13 protein-coding genes are annotated in these 18,038 nt (G+C 67.1%); 6 read left to right on the top strand and 7 right to left on the bottom strand.

The annotated features are described in order from the left end of the window. The first annotated feature begins 307 nt into the window (after positions 1–307). On the top strand, positions 308–1,735 hold the full coding sequence (locus tag HZI36_RS04160) for an aminotransferase-like domain-containing protein (protein WP_179401375.1): 1,428 nt from the start codon (positions 308–310) through the stop codon (positions 1,733–1,735). A 22-nt stretch (positions 1,736–1,757) separates the two neighbouring features. Here HZI36_RS04160 and HZI36_RS04155 read toward each other — a convergent pair whose 3' ends face one another. From HZI36_RS04155 to HZI36_RS04135, 5 genes are all read right to left on the bottom strand, one after another. Further along, positions 1,758–2,672 (bottom strand): bestrophin family protein, encoded by a 915-nt coding sequence (locus HZI36_RS04155; RefSeq protein WP_179401374.1) that lies wholly within the window; start codon positions 2,670–2,672, stop codon positions 1,758–1,760. A gap of 15 nt (positions 2,673–2,687) precedes the next feature. Then, the gene (gene cydB / locus HZI36_RS04150) at positions 2,688–3,695 is read right to left on the bottom strand and encodes a cytochrome d ubiquinol oxidase subunit II (RefSeq protein WP_179401373.1); all 1,008 of its coding nucleotides are present in this window, start codon (positions 3,693–3,695) and stop codon (positions 2,688–2,690) included. A gap of 4 nt (positions 3,696–3,699) precedes the next feature. Continuing rightward, positions 3,700–5,088 carry a cytochrome ubiquinol oxidase subunit I gene (locus HZI36_RS04145; RefSeq protein WP_179401372.1) on the bottom strand — a complete coding sequence of 463 codons (1,389 nt, stop codon included), beginning with the start codon at positions 5,086–5,088 and terminating at the stop codon, positions 3,700–3,702. Positions 5,089–5,194: 106 nt separating this feature from the next. Continuing rightward, positions 5,195–7,471: an FdhF/YdeP family oxidoreductase gene (locus HZI36_RS04140; RefSeq protein ID WP_179401371.1), complete on the bottom strand. Its 2,277-nt coding sequence runs from the start codon at positions 7,469–7,471 to the stop codon at positions 5,195–5,197. Positions 7,472–8,073: 602 nt separating this feature from the next. Continuing rightward, positions 8,074–8,865, bottom strand: a complete 792-nt coding sequence (locus HZI36_RS04135) for a TetR/AcrR family transcriptional regulator (protein WP_179401370.1) — start codon at positions 8,863–8,865, stop codon at positions 8,074–8,076. A 197-nt stretch (positions 8,866–9,062) separates the two neighbouring features. On the opposite strand from HZI36_RS04135, the gene HZI36_RS04130 reads away from it, so the two are divergent. Genes HZI36_RS04130 through HZI36_RS04115 form a run of 4 tightly spaced genes read left to right on the top strand, consistent with a single transcriptional unit; the run spans position 9,063 to position 14,711 of the window. Then, a complete protein-coding gene (locus HZI36_RS04130; protein ID WP_179401369.1) occupies positions 9,063–10,244 on the top strand; it encodes an isovaleryl-CoA dehydrogenase in 1,182 nt (393 codons plus the stop codon). 33 nt (positions 10,245–10,277) lie between these two features. After that, the gene (locus HZI36_RS04125; protein ID WP_179401368.1) at positions 10,278–11,885 is read left to right on the top strand and encodes a carboxyl transferase domain-containing protein; all 1,608 of its coding nucleotides are present in this window, start codon (positions 10,278–10,280) and stop codon (positions 11,883–11,885) included. An 11-nt stretch (positions 11,886–11,896) separates the two neighbouring features. Further along, positions 11,897–12,682, top strand: a complete 786-nt coding sequence (locus HZI36_RS04120; RefSeq protein ID WP_179401367.1) for an enoyl-CoA hydratase/isomerase family protein — start codon at positions 11,897–11,899, stop codon at positions 12,680–12,682. Between the two features lie 25 nt (positions 12,683–12,707). Then, positions 12,708–14,711 (top strand): acetyl-CoA carboxylase biotin carboxylase subunit, encoded by a 2,004-nt coding sequence (locus HZI36_RS04115; protein ID WP_179401366.1) that lies wholly within the window; start codon positions 12,708–12,710, stop codon positions 14,709–14,711. Positions 14,712–14,799: 88 nt separating this feature from the next. Here the strand turns inward: HZI36_RS04115 and HZI36_RS04110 are convergent, their stop codons facing one another. Further along, the gene (locus tag HZI36_RS04110; protein WP_179401365.1) at positions 14,800–15,450 is read right to left on the bottom strand and encodes an NADPH-dependent FMN reductase; all 651 of its coding nucleotides are present in this window, start codon (positions 15,448–15,450) and stop codon (positions 14,800–14,802) included. 332 nt (positions 15,451–15,782) lie between these two features. Here HZI36_RS04110 and HZI36_RS04105 point away from each other — a divergent pair, with 332 nt between their 5' ends. Beyond that, the gene (locus HZI36_RS04105) at positions 15,783–17,006 is read left to right on the top strand and encodes a Zn-dependent hydrolase (RefSeq protein WP_179401364.1); all 1,224 of its coding nucleotides are present in this window, start codon (positions 15,783–15,785) and stop codon (positions 17,004–17,006) included. A 68-nt stretch (positions 17,007–17,074) separates the two neighbouring features. Here the strand turns inward: HZI36_RS04105 and HZI36_RS04100 are convergent, their stop codons facing one another. Next, positions 17,075–17,983: a LysR substrate-binding domain-containing protein gene (locus HZI36_RS04100; RefSeq protein WP_179401363.1), complete on the bottom strand. Its 909-nt coding sequence runs from the start codon at positions 17,981–17,983 to the stop codon at positions 17,075–17,077. Positions 17,984–18,038 lie beyond the last annotated feature (55 nt).

The raw sequence follows: 18,038 nt of genomic DNA, 5'->3' as shown, positions 1-18,038 counted from the left end.
GTCCGTTTTCGTGCAGCGCGCGGCGGGTGGGGGCGAGCCAGGGGGCGGACAGAGGCGTTGTGTCGGCGTGGCGTGCCGCATGATTCGAGCTCCAATGTTTGCGCATCGCCGCGAACCTGCGCGATGCGTTCGATGGAGCAAGCGTAAGGCCGCGACGTCAATCACGGAGCGCACAAATCGGCCCGGTTCGCCGGAGCACAGTTCTGCTACGATCCGCACACCGCGCCGGCGGGCAGCGATGGCGTGCATGAATCGAAAGGCCGGCCACCGCGACGCGAGCGGGCGTTGCGCCAAGGGGGGGCGTTCGATGAAACTTTATGAAAAGCTGGCCGACGATATCGAGAAGTCGATCCGCCACGGCGTGTACCGTCACGGCGAACGGCTCCCGTCGGTCCGGCAGACGAGCCAGCAGCACCGGCTCAGCATCACGACGGTGATTCGCGCATACGTGCTGCTCGAAAGCCGTGGCCTGCTGACGAGCCGGCCGCAGTCCGGCTATTTCGTGAGCTTCGAAGGCGACGCCGGCGAGCGGCGCCCGCTCGAGCTACGGCCGTCGCGGCCGATCCCGATCTCGTCGCCCGTCGACGTCAGCCGCCTCGTGCTGTCGACGCTGCGCTCGATCGGCGTCGACGACGCGGTGCCGCTCGGTTCGCCGTATCCCGATCCGAGCATGTTTCCGTTCGAGAAGATCAACCGCCACGCGTACGACGCGGGGCGCGGCAAGGCGCAATGGGGCGTGACCGATTCGCTGCCGCCCGGCAACGCGCAGCTCGTGCGCCAGATCGCGCGCCGCTATCTGGAAACCGGCCTCGCGGTCGATCCGAACGAGATCATCATCACGGTCGGCGCGACCGAGGCGATCAATCTGTGCCTGCAGGCGGTCGCGAAGCCGGGCGACGTGATCGCCGTCGAATCGCCGACGTTCTACGCGATGCTGCACGCGATCGAGCGGGCGGGAATGCGCGCGATCGAGGTCGCCACGGATCCGGAGCACGGGATCGACGTCGACGCGCTCGCGCGGATCGTCGCGTCGCAGTCGATCGCGGCTTGCATGGTGATGCCGAATTTTCAGAATCCGCTCGGCTTTCAGATGCCCGACGATCGCAAGCGCGCGCTCGTCGAGCTCGTCACGCGACACGACATTCCGGTGATCGAGAACGGCGTGTACAACGAACTGTATTTCGGCGATGCGCATCCGAGCACGCTGAAGTCGTTCGACACGAAAGGGCTCGTGCTGCATTGCGCATCGTTTTCGAAGAGCCTGACGGCCGCGTACCGGATCGGCTGGGCGATGCCGGGGCGCTATCGCGATCAGGTCGAGAAGCTGAAGTTCCTGAACACGCTGACGTCGCCGTCGATCCCGCAGATCGCGATCGCGGAGTTCCTCGAGCGCGACGGCTACGAGCATCATCTGCGGCGCGTGAGGAAGGCGTATGCGCAGCAGGCGAATCTGATGAAGGCGATGGTGTCGCGCTTCTTTCCGGAGGGCACGCGGATGTCGAACCCGGCGGGCGGCTACGTGCTGTGGATCGAGCTGCCGCCGAAGGTCGACGCGATGCGGCTCTACAAGCTCGCGCTCGACGAGGGGATCACGATCGGGCCGGGCTATATGTTCTCGATTTCGGAGATGACCTACCGGAACTTCATCCGGCTCAACTACAGCAGCCCGTGGACGAGCGAGATCGAGCAGGCGGTGATTACCGTCGGCAAGCTCGTCGCGACATGTGCGCGATAGGTCGGATGATTGGGCAAACTGATCAGGTCAACTGATACGGTCGAACCGGCTTCACGTCGTCGGGCAGCTCGCGGTCGCACAGGTCGAGGATCGAGCGCTCGATGTAGCGCGTCATCGCGTCGAGCGCGAGCGCGTTGGGCGCGGTGCCGAACGGATCGGCGACTTCGCTCGCGATCGCTTCGAGCGCGATCAGCGTATACGCGATGAACACGCACAGCAGCGGCGTGAAGAACTCGGTCGAATCGACGAGGCCGAACGGCAGCAGCACGCAGTACGCATAGACGGTGCGATGCAGCAGCACGCTGTACGCAACCGGAATCGGCGTGCTCGCGATGCGCTCGCATCCGCCGACGGTCCGGCACAGCTCGTCGAGCTGCGCGTCGAGCATCCACAGCTTCGTGTCGGATATCGCCGCGTGCCCGTGCAGGCCGGCGAGCTCGCGGCGCAATTCGTCGAGCAGCGCGATCGGCTTGTAGCACTTGCGGCGCAGCGCGTCGGCGCGCGTACGGCCGAGCAGGCGCTCGAGGTCCGGCGCCGAATCGGTCTGGCGCAGCTGATGCTTGAGCGCGTAGACCACCGCGATCAGCGTATCGGCGACGCGACGGCGACGCTCGGCGTCGGGCGGCAGATAGCACAGCATCTGTGAGGTCAGCGTGCGCGTCGCGTTCAGCGCGCTGCCCCACAAATGGCGTGCGTCGTTGAAGCGCTCGTAGCTCGCGTTGTTGCGGAACGCGAGAAAGATCGCGAGCGCGAGCCCGAACAGCGTGAACGGCGCGGTGTTCAGCGGAATCTTTTCGCCGAAGATGCGGCCGTGCGAGAACACCGCGAGGCTGCTGACGATCGCCATGAACGTCAGCTGCGGAATGATGGACTGGAGCACCGAACCGTTCCACACGAACAGCAGACGGAACCAGTTCTCCTTCGGTCTTACGATCATGGTGTCGCCGCCGTGTCAGTGATAGCCGGCGTCGCCTTCGCGCACCTTGCCGCGAAACACGCGGTACTGCATCGCGTTGTACACGAGGATCACCGGCAGCACGATCAGCGTGCCGACGAGCGCGAACAGCTGGCTCGAATGGCTCGATGACGCATCCCAGATCGTTAGCGATGGCGGCACGATGTTCGGCCAGATACTGATCACGAGACCGCTGTAGCCGAGGAAGCACAGCGCGAGCGTCAACAGGAACGGCGTCGCGTCGTGCGCGAGGCGGACCGTCCGGAAAATGCCCCACGCGCATGCGACGACGAGCACCGGCACCGGCAGGAACCAGCCGAGATTGCCGCTGCCGAACCAGCGCTGCTCGACCGCCGGCAGGCCGAGCACGGTCCACAGGCTGACGATCGCCATCGCGCCGAGCAGCACGCCGACGAGCGGTTTCATCAGCGAGCGCATCTTGCGCTGCAGCTCGCCGTCGGTCTTCAGGATCAGCCAGCCGCAACCGAGCGTCGCGTACGTGACGAGCACGCCGATCCCGCAGAACAGGCTGAACGGCGACAGCCAGTCGAACGGGCCGCCGGCGAAGCGGCCGTCGACGATCACGATGCCCTGCAGCAGCGAGCCGAGCACGATGCCCTGGCACAGCGCCGCGAGCGCCGAGCCGCCGATGAACGCGAGATCCCACAGATGCTGCGTGCGCGTCGCTTTCGCGCGCAGCTCGAACGCGGCGCCCCGGAAGATCAGGCCGATGACCATCAGGATCAGCGGCAGATAGTTCGCGGGCAGCAGCGTCGAGTAGACGACCGGGAACGCGCCGTAGAGCCCGGCGCCGCCGAGCACGAGGAACGTCTCGTTGCCGTCCCACACCGGCGCGATCGTATTGAGCATCACGTCGCGGTCGCCCTTCGCGTCGAAGAACGGAAACAGCAGGCCGATGCCGAGATCGAAGCCATCGAGCATCACGTAGATGAACACGCCGAGCCCGATGATCGCGGCCCACACGACAGGGAGATCGATTTGCATGGCGTCACTCTCCTTGCAGCGCGTCCAGCGCGCGATTGTTCAGGATCGGGTGGCGGCGCCGCTTGCGCGGCGGCGCATGCTCTTGCGGCCCTTGCATCATCAGCTTCATCATGTAATAGACGCCGCTGCCGAACACGAGGAAGTACACGATCACGAAGATCAGCAGCGACACGCCGGCCTGTTGCGCGCTGATCGGCGCGACGGAATCCGCGGTGCGCAGCACGCCGTACACGGTCCACGGCTGGCGGCCGACCTCCGTCGTGATCCAGCCGGCCAGCAGCGCGACGAGGCCGGACGGCCCCATGCACAGCACGAGCCACTGATACCAGCGCGCCTCGTAGAGCCGCCCGCCGTTGCGCAGCAGCAGGCCGAGCACCGCGGTCAGCAGCATCAGCATCCCGAGGCCGGCCATGATGCGGAACGTCCAGAATACGATCGGCGAATACGGGCGGTCTTGCGGCGGAAATTCCTTCAGGCCGCGAATCTCGCCGGTCCAGCTATGCGTGAGGATCAGGCTGCCGAGATGCGGAACCTGGATCGCGTAGCGCGTGACTTCGGCGTTCATGTCCGGCAGGCCGACGAGGTTGAGCGCGGTGCCGCCGTGCTCGGTTTCCCACAGGCCTTCGATCGCGGCGATCTTCGCGGGCTGATACTCGCGCGTGTTGAGGCCGTGCGCATCGCCGACGACAATCTGAACCGGCGCGAGCAGCAGCAGCATCCATAGCGCCATCGAGAAGCTGCGCTTGACCGGCACGTCGCGCCGGCCCTTCAGCAGATGCCACGCGCCGCACGCGGCGACGATGAACGCCGCGACGATGAACGCGGCGATCGTCATGTGCACGAGCCGATACGGAAACGACGGATTGAAGATCACCTTCATCCAGTCGACCGGCACGATCTTGCCGTGTTCGATCGCGTAGCCTTGCGGCGTCTGCATGAAGCTGTTCGACGCGAGAATCCAGAACGTCGAGATCAGCGTGCCGACCGCGACCATCAGCGTCGCGAAGAAGTGCGCGCGCGCGCTCACGCGCTGCCAGCCGAACAGCATCACGCCGAGAAAGCCCGCTTCGAGGAAGAACGCGGTCAGCACTTCGTACGTCAGCAGCGGCCCGGTGATGTTGCCGGCGATGCTCGAGAACCCGCTCCAGTTCGTGCCGAATTCATACGCCATCACGACGCCGGACACGACGCCCATGCCGAAGCCGATCGCGAAGATCTTCGACCAGAACAGGAACATGTCCTTGTATGCGTTGTCGCCGGTCATCAGCCAGCGCCATTCGAGCACCGCGAGAAAGCTCGCCATGCCGATGCTGATCGCCGGAAAGATGATGTGGATCGACACCGTGAACGCGAACTGCAACCTGGCGAGGTGGAATGCGTCGATGAGTTCCATGATGGATCGAGGTCTCCAGGCAATGACGCCATTGGCGTGACGGCCGGCGCGCTGCAACGGCGCGCCGGTCTTGGCGATGAAACGGGACGTGCTCGCGTGCCGGGAATCAGGCGCCGGCCGCGCGCGCGACGCGCACGGGCACCGATTTGTATGACGGCGTGCCGCTTTCCACGTCGATGTAGTCGAGCGGCACGAGGCAGTTCGCTTCCGGGTAGTACGCGCCGACCGAGCCGGACGCGATGTCGTAGACGATCGCGGTCAGGCCTTGCAGGCGCATCTCGCGGCCGCTCGGCGAGATCGTTTCGACATCCACACGATCGCCGTGCTCGATACCGAGATCGGCCATGTCGTCCTCGTTCATGAACAGCACGTCGCGTCGCCCGAACACGCCGCGATAGCGGTCGTCGAGCGCGTAGACCGTCGTGTTGTACTGGTCGTGGCTGCGCAGCGTCACGAGGCGCAGCACGTCGTGACCGTCGACGTGCGCGTCTTCCTTCACGCCGTGGAAGACCGAGAACATCGCCTTGCCGGTCGGCGTCGGCCAGATGCGCTCGGTCGGTGGCAGCGGCATCCGGAAACCGCCGGGCACGCGGATCCGCGCGTTGTAGTCGTCGAAGCCCGGGATGGTTTTTTCGATCAGGTCGCGGATCTTGTCGTAATCGGCGACCAGCGTCATCCAGTCGACCTTGCTGTTCGGGAGCGTCGCGCGCGCGATGCCGGCGACGATCGCCGGCTCGGAGCGCAGGTGCTCCGACGCGGGCGTGAGCTTGCCGGCCGACGCGTGCACCATCGACATCGAATCCTCGACGGTCACCGACTGCCGAACGCCCGCCTGCATGTCGAGCTCGGTGCGGCCGAGCACGGGCAGCACGTAGGTTTCCTTCGCGACGAGCAGATGCGACCGATTGAGCTTGGTGCCCATGTGCACGCTCAGGTCGAGCGCCTTCATCGCCGGGAAGCTCTGTTCGGGATCGGGCAGCGCGACCGCGAAGTTGCCGCCCAGGCACAGCAGCGCCTTCGACTGGCCGGCGACCATCGACTGCATCGTCTGGACCGCGTCGTGCCCGTGTCCGGCCGGCGGTTCGAAGCCGAACACGTCCTGAATCTTCGCGAGGAAGCTCGCCGACGGCTTCTCGGTGATGCCGACCGTGCGGTTGCCCTGCACGTTCGAGTGGCCGCGCAGCGGGCAGATGCCCGCGCCGTCCTTGCCGATGTTGCCGCGCATCAGCAGCAGATCGCAGATCAGCCGCACGTTCGCGGTGCCTTTGTTGTGCTGCGTGACGCCCATGCCGTACGTGACGATCGTCGCATTCGATTTCGCATACGCGTCGGCGACGTCCGCGAGCTCTTCCTGCGTCAGCCCGCTTTCCGTTTCGATGTCGTCCCACGACGTTGCGTTCAGGTCCGCGACGAGCGCGTCGAAGCCTTCCGTATGCTGCGCGATGAACGCGCGGTCGAGCACGTCGCCGCGCTCGGCGTCGAGCGCGAGCACCGCCTTCATGATGCCCTTCAGCGCGGCCGCGTCGCCGCCGGCGCGCACCTGATGATAGGTCGATGCGATACGCGTCGAGCCGACCATCGCCATCTCCATGAAGCTCTGCGGATCGGCGAAGCGCTCGAGTGCGCGCTCGCGCAGCGGGTTGAACACGATGATCGGCACACCGCGTCGCGATGCTTCCCACAGCGTGCCCATCATCCGCGGATGGTTCGTGCCGGGGTTGTGGCCGATCGAGATGATCAGCTCGGTCTTCTCGAAATCGTCGAGCGACACCGTGCCCTTGCCGATGCCGATCGACTGCGGCAGGCCGACGCTCGTCGGCTCGTGGCACATGTTCGAGCAGTCGGGGAAGTTGTTCGTGCCGAGCTCGCGTGCGAACAGCTGATACAGATACGCGGCTTCGTTCGACGCGCGCCCGGACGTATAGAACTCGACCTGCTCCGGCGGCAGGCCGCGCAGGATTTCGCCGATGCGCGCGAACGCGGCGTCCCATTCGACCGGACGGAACGTGTCGGTCGCGCGATCGTAGACGAGCGGATGCGTGAGCCGGCCCATCCCTTCGAGCTCGAAATCCGTGAGCGCGAGCAGTGACGTGACGGTGTGGCTCGCGAAGAATTCCGGCGTCACGCGTTTCGTCGTCGCTTCCCACGTGACCGCCTTCGCGCCGTTCTCGCAGAACTGGAACGTCGAGCGGTGCTCCTTGTCGGGCCACGCGCAGCCGGGGCAGTCGAAGCCGTCGGGCTGGTTGGTGCGCAATAGCGTGATCGGCGCCTCGATGCTTTCCATCTGCACGCGGATCGCCTGCGCGGTCGCTTTCAGGGCGCCCCAGCCGCCGGCCGGGCCGTCGTACGGGCGGATGCCCGGAACTTCGCGTCGCTTGGTCATAGGAAACTCCGTGACCGGCGCCGGGTTCGCCGGGCGCCGTCTTGTCTGAGGTGACGCCGCATTGCGGCTCGATGACGTACCAGTTCAGTGTAGTGAGACAGGCACGCCGTTGAGAGTGCAGTTCGCGCGGGAAAGAAGGAGCACAGTGAATCGCGCAGGGCGACGCCGAGTCGCTCCGGAAATTCTATTGGGGGATCATCGTGGGGGGAACGCTGGCCCGTCCGATGACAGGTATCGGACCGCGATCCAGGATCGCAGGCGGGGGATGCTCACATTGAGAGGCGCGCACCGATGCCGCGCGCAAAAAGAAAGCCGGGCGACGTTCGAATCGCCCGGCCCGGATGATTTCGCCGCATCGTCGCCGGAAGGCCCGGCGGCGGCGCGGCCCGATGGATCGCTTTGACGGAGTGGGTTGGTCTCCCCGCCACGTACCGTGGCTTTGCCGGTGCGCCGCCAGTCTCTTGTCGGACGATTCGCGCGCGACTTTCATTCCGTGCCCCGAGGGGATCGCGGTGCAGTGCCGCGATTGCTCTCTCCATCGGGTCGCCATGTTAGACGCAAACGGACGTCGTTCCCATCCCCCAAATGAGGCATGGGCCGGACTATGCGCGCCGGGCCGAATCGACGGAATCGACCGGCGTGGCGTGCTCCACATCGTGTCCCACCGTCGCATCGAGCCGCCGCATCGCATCGGCGACCTCGCTCCTGAAGCGCGCGAGCGCCGCGCTTTCCGGCGCCGGCGGCTGCAGGGCCGTCCACAGCACGTCGATCAACTGCTCGGCGGTGGCGTCGGTGTCGAGCTTGCGGTGCCCGAGGATCGCATCCCACAGCACATGCTCGATCGGCCCGAACACGAGCGAGCGCAGCAGGCTCAGCGGCATGTCGGTGCGGATCTGCCCGGCCGCCTGGCCGCGCGCGAGCACGTCCATCAGCGGCGCGGTGTAGCGTCGCTGCAGCGCGGTCAGTTCGTCGCTGAGCGCTTGCTGCTTCGCGCGCCCCTCCGACAGCACGAGCGCGCAGAGGCCGGTGCCGTTCACGAGCATCAGTCGCAGGTGGGTTCGCACGACGAACGCGAACTGCTGATGCACGGGCGCGTCGAGCGGCATCCCGCGTTCGAACGTCGCGATGTTTTCATCGTACCAATCGGCGATCACGCGCGCGCACAGCTCGCGCTTGCCGCGGAAGTAGCTGAACACGGTCGCCTCGGACACGCCGACGCGCTGCGCGATCTCCGCGGCCGTCGCGTGCTCGTAACCTTTTTCCGCGAAAACGTCACGCCCGGCGCGCAGGATGTCCTGCACGCGCTGCCGGGATCGGGCGCTGGCGGGCGCGCGCGGCGTGTCGGGGCGGTCAGTTCGGTCGGCGCGGTCGGCCTTCGGGGTGGCGGTCGTCATGGTCGTGCGGTCCGTGTCGATCATGTCCGGATGATACCTGAGTGAAACTCAGAAAACTATTGACGAGTGCCGTTCAGAAGCGGGAAACTACGCAAAATTTCCGCATGGCGTGCGATCCAATCGGCGAACAGGCTGATTATGAGTAACACTCAGAAATCGACGCGAGCGCCCACTCACTTTCTGGAGACGGAGGAGACATGATCAACCTGCCCGGCGTGCAATTCATGCTCGGTGAAGACATCGAGATGCTGCGCGACGCGATCGCGACGTTCGCGGCGAAGGAGATCGCGCCGCGCGCGGCCGAAGTCGATCGCACCGATCAGTTTCCGATGGATCTGTGGCGCAAGTTCGGCGAGCTCGGCGTGCTCGGGATGACGGTCGCCGAGGAATACGGCGGCGCGAACCTCGGCTACACCGCGCACATGGTCGCGATGGAGGAGATCTCGCGCGCGTCCGCGTCGGTCGGGCTGTCGTACGGCGCGCATTCGAACCTGTGCGTGAACCAGATCCACCGCAACGGCAACGATGCGCAGAAGCGCAAATATCTGCCGAAGCTGGTGTCCGGCGAGCACGTCGGCGCGCTCGCGATGAGCGAGCCGAACGCGGGTTCCGACGTGGTCAGCATGAAGCTGCGCGCGGACAAGCGCGGCGACCGCTACGTGCTGAACGGCACGAAGATGTGGATCACGAACGGCCCCGATTGCGACACGCTCGTCGTCTACGCGAAGACCGACCTGGAAGCCGGCGCGCGCGGGATCACCGCGTTCATCGTCGAGAAGGGGATGAAGGGCTTTTCGGTCGCGCAGAAGCTCGACAAGCTCGGGATGCGCGGCTCGCATACCGGCGAGCTCGTGTTCCAGGACGTCGAGGTGCCTGAGGAGAACATCCTCGGCGAGCTGAACGGCGGCGTGAAGGTGCTGATGAGCGGGCTCGACTACGAGCGCGCGGTGCTCGCGGGCGGCCCGACGGGCATCATGGCCGCGTGCCTCGACGCGGTCGTGCCGTACATCCACGACCGCAAGCAGTTCGGCCAGTCGATCGGCGAGTTCCAGCTGATCCAGGGCAAGATCGCCGACATGTACACGACGTACCAGGCGTGCCGCGCGTATCTGTACGCGGTCGGCCGGCATCTCGATTCCGCCGGCAGCGCGCACGTGCGGCAGGTGCGCAAGGACTGCGCGGGCGTGATCCTTTACACGGCCGAGAAGGCAACGTGGATGGCCGGCGAGGCGATCCAGGTGCTCGGCGGCAACGGCTACATCAACGAGTATCCGGTCGGGCGCCTCTGGCGTGACGCGAAGCTCTACGAAATCGGCGCGGGCACGAGCGAGATCCGCCGGATGCTGATCGGCCGCGAGCTGTTCGCAGAAACGATGTAATCCTAATCGATCAGGATCAACGGAGCCGAGCCGATGCCGATCATCGAATCCAAGCTGAACCCGCGTTCGGACGAATTCCGCACGAACGCCGCGGCGCTCGATACGCTCGTCGCCGATCTGCGCGCGAAAATCGAGCAGCTCGCGCAGGGCGGCGGGCCCGCCGCGCGGGACAAGCACCTGTCGCGCGGCAAGCTGCTGCCGCGCGACCGGATCGCGCAACTGCTCGATCCCGGCACGCCGTTCCTCGAGCTGTCGCAGCTGGCCGCGTACGGGATGTACAACGACGACGCGCCCGGCGCGGGCGTGATCACCGGCATCGGCCGGATCGCGGGTCGCGAGTGCATGATCGTCTGCAACGACGCGACGGTGAAGGGCGGCACCTACTATCCGGTCACGGTGAAGAAGCACGTGCGTGCGCAGGAAATCGCGGCCGAGAACCGGCTGCCGTGCGTGTATCTGGTCGATTCGGGCGGCGCGAACCTGCCGAACCAGGACGAGGTGTTTCCCGACCGCGACCACTTCGGCCGCATTTTCTACAACCAGGCGACGATGTCGGCGGCGGGCATCGCGCAGATCGCGGTCGTGATGGGCTCGTGCACCGCGGGCGGCGCGTACGTGCCCGCGATGAGCGACGAATCGATCATCGTGAAGAACCAGGGGACGATCTTTCTCGGCGGCCCGCCGCTCGTGAAGGCCGCGACCGGCGAGGAAGTGAGCGCCGAGGATCTCGGCGGCGGCGACGTGCATACGCGGCTGTCCGGCGTCGCCGACCATCTCGCGCAGAACGACGCGCATGCGTTGTCGATCGCGCGCGGCATCGTCGGCAATCTGGGGCCGCGCATCGCGCCGCCGCTGGAGTTGCGTGCGCCGAAGCCGCCGCGCTACGACGCGAAGAGCCTGTACGGCGTGATCCCGGTCGATACGAGGAAGCCGTTCGACGTGCGCGAGGTGATCGCGCGGATCGTCGACGATTCCGCGTTCGACGAATTCAAGGCGCGCTACGGCACGACGCTCGTGACCGGCTTCGCGCGTATCTGGGGCCATCCGGTCGGGATCGTCGCGAACAACGGAATTCTGTTCTCCGAATCGGCGGTGAAGGGCGCGCACTTCATCGAGCTGTGCTGCCAGCGCAAGATTCCGCTCGTGTTCCTGCAGAACATCACCGGCTTCATGGTCGGCCGCAAGTACGAGAACGAAGGGATCGCGCGGCACGGCGCGAAGATGGTGACCGCGGTCGCGACCGCGAAGGTGCCGAAGTTCACGGTGATCATCGGCGGCTCGTTCGGCGCGGGCAACTACGGGATGTGCGGGCGCGCGTATTCGCCGCGCTTCCTGTGGATGTGGCCGAACGCGCGGATCTCGGTGATGGGCGGCGAGCAGGCCGCGTCGGTGCTCGCGACCGTGCGCCGCGACGGGATCGAGGCGAAGGGCGGCACGTGGCCGCTCGACGAGGAGGAGGCGTTCAAGCAGCCGATCCGCGACCAGTACGAGCGCCAGGGGCACCCGTACTATGCGAGCGCGCGGCTGTGGGACGACGGCGTGATCGACCCCGCGCAGACGCGCGACGTGCTCGGTCTCGGGCTGGCGGCGACGATGAACGCGCCGATCGACGATACGCGCTTCGGCGTGTTCCGGATGTGAGGACTTGACCCATGCGATATGAAACCATCAAGGTGACCGACGACGGCCGCGTCGCGACCGTCACGCTCGCGCGGCCGGAGGTGCGCAACGCGTTCAACGAGACGATGATCGCGGAGCTGACCGCCGCGTTCACGGACCTCGACACGCGCGACGGCATTCGCGCGATCGTGCTCGCGGCCGACGGCCCGGCGTTCTGCGCGGGTGCAGACCTGAACTGGATGAAGAAGATGGCCGGCTACTCGGACGACGAGAACCGCGCCGATGCGCGCCTGCTCGCGCGGATGCTCGAGTCGATCCATCGCTGCGCGAAGCCGGTGATCGCGCGCGTGCACGGCGACGCGTATGCGGGCGGCGTCGGGCTCGTCGCGGCGGCCGACGTCGCGATCGCCGCGCAAGGCGTGAAGTTCTGCCTGTCGGAAGCGCGGCTCGGGCTGATTCCGGCGACGATCGCGCCTTACGTCGTGCGTGCGATGGGCGAGCGCGCGGCGCGGCGCTACTTCACGACCGCCGAGCTGTTCGACGGCGAACGCGCGGCGGCACTCGGCTTCGTGCACGAAACGGTCGCGGCCGACACGCTCGACGAGACGGTCGCGAAGATCGCGGCGACGCTCGTCGCGAACGGCCCGGACGCGGTGCGCGCGTGCAAGACGCTCGTGCGCGACGTTGCCGACCGGCCGCTCGACGCGGCGCTGATCGACGACACCGCCGACTGGATCGCCCGCACGCGCGCGGGCGCGGAAGCGCGCGAGGGGATCGCGGCGTTTCTGGAGAAGCGCACGCCGTCGTGGCGCGCGTGACCGAATCCATTACCGGACGACAGCCATGTTCGACAAGATTCTGATCGCCAATCGCGGCGAAATCGCGTGCCGCGTCGCCGCGACGTGCAAACGTCTCGGGATCGCGAGCGTCGCGGTTTATTCGGATGCCGATGCAAACGCGAAGCACGTCGCCGCATGCGACGAAGCGGTGCACATCGGCGGCTCGGCGGCCGCCGACAGCTATCTGCGCATCGAGCGAATCATCGACGCGGCGCGTGCGACCGGCGCGCAGGCGATCCATCCGGGCTACGGCTTCCTGTCCGAGAACGAGGACTTCGCGCATGCGTGCGAAGCGGCGGGGATCGTGTTCATCGGGCCGCCGGTCGACGCGATCGCCGCGATGGGCTCGAAGGCCGCCGCGAAGGCGCTGATGCACGCGGCCGCGGTGCCGCTCGTGCCCGGTTATCACGGCGACGAGCAGGACGCGGCGCTGCTGCATCGCGAGGCGGACGAGATCGGCTATCCGGTGCTGCTGAAGGCGAGCGCGGGCGGCGGCGGCAAGGGGATGCGCGTCGTCGAGCGCTCCGGGGATTTCGCGGCCGCGCTCGCGTCGTGCCAGCGCGAGGCCGCGAGCAGCTTCGGCAACGATCGCGTGCTGATCGAGAAATACCTGACGCGCCCGCGCCACGTCGAAGTGCAGGTGTTCGGCGACACGCACGGCAACACCGTCTATCTGTTCGACCGCGACTGTTCCGTGCAGCGCCGCCACCAGAAGGTGCTCGAGGAAGCGCCCGCGCCGGGTCTGGCCGACGACGTGCGCCGCGCGATGGGCGAGGCGGCCGTGGCGGCCGCGCGCGCGGTCGGCTATGTCGGTGCGGGCACGGTCGAGTTCATCATGACCGGCGACGCGTTCTACTTCATGGAGATGAACACGCGCCTGCAGGTCGAGCATCCGGTGACCGAGATGGTCACGGGCCTCGATCTCGTCGAATGGCAGTTGCGCGTCGCGTCGGGTGAGCCGCTGCCGCTGCGGCAGAATCAGTTGCGCGTGCAGGGACATGCGCTCGAAGCGCGCCTGTACGCGGAGAATCCGGCGCGCGGCTTTCTGCCGTCGACCGGCACGCTGAAGCATCTGCGGCTGCCGGCGGGCGTCGAGTTCGACATCGGCGCGCCGGTGCGCGTCGACAGCGGCGTGCGCGAAGGCGATGCGATCACGCCGTTCTACGATCCGATGATCGCGAAGCTGATCGTGCACGGCGCGGACCGTGCGGAAGCGCTCGCGCGGATGGCGCGCGCGCTGCGCGAATGCGAGGTCGTCGGCCTGTATACGAACGCGTCGTTTCTGCAGCGGATCGTCGCGTGCGCGCCGTTCGCGACCGCCGATCTCGACACCGGTCTGATCGAGCGGAACCACGACGCGCTGTTCGCGCCGCAGCAGCCGCCGCGCGCGGCGCTCGCGCTCGCCTGCGCGGCGCTGTTCGCTCGCGAGCGCGACACGCTCGCGAGCGGCGGGTCGCCGTGGGGTGCGCTGTCGAACTGGCGGCTGAACGCCGACTATCGGCGCACGATCGAATGGCGCGCGACGGAGCGCGACACCGATCTGACGGTCGCCTACGAGGACGGCGCGCTCGGCGAGCGGCTCGCGATCGGCGAGGCGGCCGCGCTGCCGTTCGCATGGACGCGCGGCCCGACGCCGCTCGATTTCGACGTGACGCTCGGCGGCGTGCGCAGCAGCGCGCGCGTGTACGCGGACGGCGACACGTTCCATGTGTTCACGCAGGGCGCGGTCGAAACGTTCGACTGGGGCGACCTGCTCGCGCATGCGGGCGACACGGAGCATGGCGGCGGGCGGCTCACCGCGCCGATGCCGGGCAAGGTGATCGCGGTGCTGGTCGAGCCGGGGCAGGCGGTCGAGGCGGGCGCACCGCTGATCGTGATGGAGGCGATGAAGATGGAGCACACGATCGGCGCGCCGAACGCGGGCGTCGTCGCCGAAATCCTGTATGCGGTCGGCGATCAGGTCGCCGACGGCGCGCAGCTGCTCGTGATGGAGCAGGCGGCGGCGTAAGCGGTCAGGCCGCGGGTCAGGTAGCGTTCGGTCGGTGATCGGGCGGCGATCAGGCGGCGTCAGGCGGCGTCAGGCGGACGAAAGGCGATCAGGAATGCGCGAGCTTCAGCACCGGCGCGAGCGCGTCGACGGAGGCGGCGCGCCGCGTATCGCGATGCGACGCGAATGCCAGCGCGAATTCGGCGGCCTGCGTGCCGACCGTCTCGAGCTGCGCGGCGACTTTCGGATCGGAGCAGAGCTCGGCGCTGTCGAAGTGTGTCTCGAGCGTGTTGACGGTCGCGCCGAACGGCGTCGGCCAGCCGCGCAGCGCATGGACGATCGCGCGCAGCGACGTCAGCACGGTACCGGCCGCCTGCCAGCCGTACGCGGTCACAATGCAGCCGACCGCGCGGCCATCGAGGTACGGCCGCTCGTCCGCGCGCAGTTCCTCGAGCGTGTCGAGCGCGTTCTTCACGAGGCCCGACACGCCGCCATGATAGCCGGGCGTCGCGATGATGATCGCATCCGCCTGGCGGACCGCGTCGATCAGCTCGCGCTGCGCGTCGGTCAGCGTTTTATGCTCGGGCGCATAGTGCGGCAGCGTATGAAGGAACGGGCCGTCGAACAGGCGCGTGCGCGCGCCGGCCGCCTGCGCGCCGCGCAGCGCGAAGCTCAGCGCGCGCTCGGTCGACGACGCCGCGCGCGTTGTGCCGCCGATGCCGACGACGAACGGCTGGTGGATACGGTCGAATGCGGTCAAGAGACGCTCCTGGGAAAGGCATGGCCGGCGCTCAGCGCCGGCTTAAAACCGCATGTTAGCGACCAATCGGTCGGCAGGAAAACGACTTTTCGTTCTATCGATATGCCTGGCGCGCATGGCAAGCGTGCGCGGCGGGCGCTCGGATCGATAGCAGAAAGGCTTGGTTGGGCGGCGGCGCGTGCATCGGTAGGATGAATCCCGTCTCCTCCATGAGGTGTCATCCGACATGGGTTGGCCCCGCCGGCGCGGATGCAGGCGGGGCCTTTTTTCGGATTCGAGTTTTCGTCATACGGCCAAGCCGATATGCTCGCTCCTTTTAAGGAGTGACTGCGATGATCGTCGTTAACCAGCAAAGGCTCTGGGCATCGCTGATGGACATGGCGACGATAGGCGCGACCGCGCACGGCGGCAGTTGCCGTCTCGCGTTGACCGACGACGACGTGCTGGGCCGGCGCCGCTTCATCCGCTGGTGCGAGGAAGCCGGCTGCGACATCCGCATCGATCCGATCGGCAACGTGTTCGCGCGCCGGCCGGGCACGCAGCCCGACGCGCCGGCCGTGATGTGCGGCAGCCATCTCGACACGCAGCCGCTCGGCGGCCGCTTCGACGGTGTCTACGGCGTGCTCGCCGGCCTCGAGGCCATTCGCACGCTGAACGAGCTCGGCATCGCGACCCGGCATCCAGTCGACGTCGTGGCATGGACCAATGAGGAGGGCTCGCGCTTCACCCCGGGCATGATGGGCTCCGCGGTCTATGCGGGCACACTGGATCTCGAGTACGCCCGTGCCCGCCCGTGCATGCAGACGGGCGTGCTGCTCGGCCAGGAACTGGCGCGCACCGGCTTCGCCGGCCCCGAGCGCGAGCGGCAGATGCCGAAAGCCTACTTCGAAGCGCATATCGAACAAGGCCCGGTGCTGGAGACGGCCGGCGTGCCGATCGGCGTCGTGACCGGTGTGCAGGGCATGGACGAACTCGACGTCACGGTGACGGGCTTCGAGTCGCATGCGGGCACGACGCCGATGAGCGTGCGCAAGGATGCGATGGGCGCGGCGGCCGCGATGATCGCCGCGATCGTCGAGCATGGGCATGGGTTCGATGCCGATGGGCGCGTGACCGTGGGCCATGTTGCGTGCCAGCCGAACTCGCCGAGCACGATACCCGGCAAGGTCAGGTTCAGCGTCGACGTTCGCCACCCGTCGCGGCCGGCGCTGCAACGGCTCGTCGCCGACATCGAAGCGATCTGTTTGCAACGCACCGCATTGCGCGGCGCGAGCGTGGTGGTGCAGAGGGTCGCCGAGTACGATCCGGTGGTGTTCGATGCGCAGTGCGTCGCGCGCGTGCGGCAGGCGGCAGCCGCCGCCGGCTATCCGTATCTGGAGATGTGCAGCGGCGCGGGGCACGACGCGGTGAACCTCTCGTATGTGGCCCCGACCGCGATGGTGTTCGTCCCGTGCAAGGCCGGACTGAGTCACAACGAGGCGGAAGACGCCGACCCGGTGCATCTCGCGCAAGGGGCGTCGGTGCTGGCGAACCTGCTGGCCGATTGCGCACGGTAGCGGGCTGGGGTGGCGGGCTGGGTGCTTGCCGGATCCGCGATCCGGACTTGAATCGACGTTGCTGGCACTCAACCCGCCGCGTCGCGGGCCTCTCCCGCTGCCTGTTGAGCAAACCACTGGAGGATGCGTTGGCGCGCCGGGTGCAGGGCGCCGGCGGTCTGCAGCCAAAGCACATAGACGCCCGTGGTCTTCAGCGGTGTGCCGAACGGAACGATCAGCGTGCCCCGACCGATCGCTTCCTGCGCCAGAGTCAGATCCGTCATCGCCACCCCCAATCCGCGACTGGCCGCATCCATGGCCAGTTCGTCCAGATTGAAGGTCATGTGCCGGTAGTCGGTGTCGTCCGCTTTCCCCTGCGCCTGAAGCCAGCGCTTCCACTCGTGGTGGCCGGTCGAGCCATGAATGAGGGTGTGCTGGTCCAACGCCTCCAGCGTGGCCGGAGGGGGCTTGCCGCCGACCGGGGACGGCGCGCAAACCGGCACGAGAAACTCCTCGAAGAGTGTGAGGAACGAAGGATCCCTGCGCATTTCGGAGAGGTAAAGGATATAGGCATCGCACTCTCCCGATGGATCGACCATCTCGGTCGCCACCGTCTCTATCGACAGCGACAGATCGGGGCACTGCGCATAGAAGTCGACCATGCGCGGCAATAGCCAGCGCACCGCCACGGATACGAATATGCGGATGCGGAATGGCCTGTCCCGCCGCGTGAGCTGCTCATCGAGCATCCGTAACTCGCCGAGCACCTTGCGGGCAACGTCGAGCACCGCCTTGCCGTGCTCGGTCAGTTGCATGCTGCGGCTGTTGCGAACGAGCAGCGGCGCGCCGTAGTGGCTTTCCAGTTGCTGAATCTTCCTGCTGACCGCGCTCTGGGTCAGATGCAGCTTGTCCGCGACCTCGGTAAAGCTGGACGACTCCGCCACCAGCGCGAGCGCCTGAAGAGCCTGGAGAGAGGGCGGGCGATAGAGCTTATCCATGCGTTTTATGAATGCTTGAATGAATTAATAGCACTGGATAACCCATCCAGCTCCC

It is taken from the genome of Burkholderia guangdongensis, from assembly GCF_013403875.1.
Classification (GTDB): domain Bacteria; phylum Pseudomonadota; class Gammaproteobacteria; order Burkholderiales; family Burkholderiaceae; genus Burkholderia; species Burkholderia guangdongensis.
This window is presented reverse-complemented; position numbering and strand designations above follow the sequence as displayed.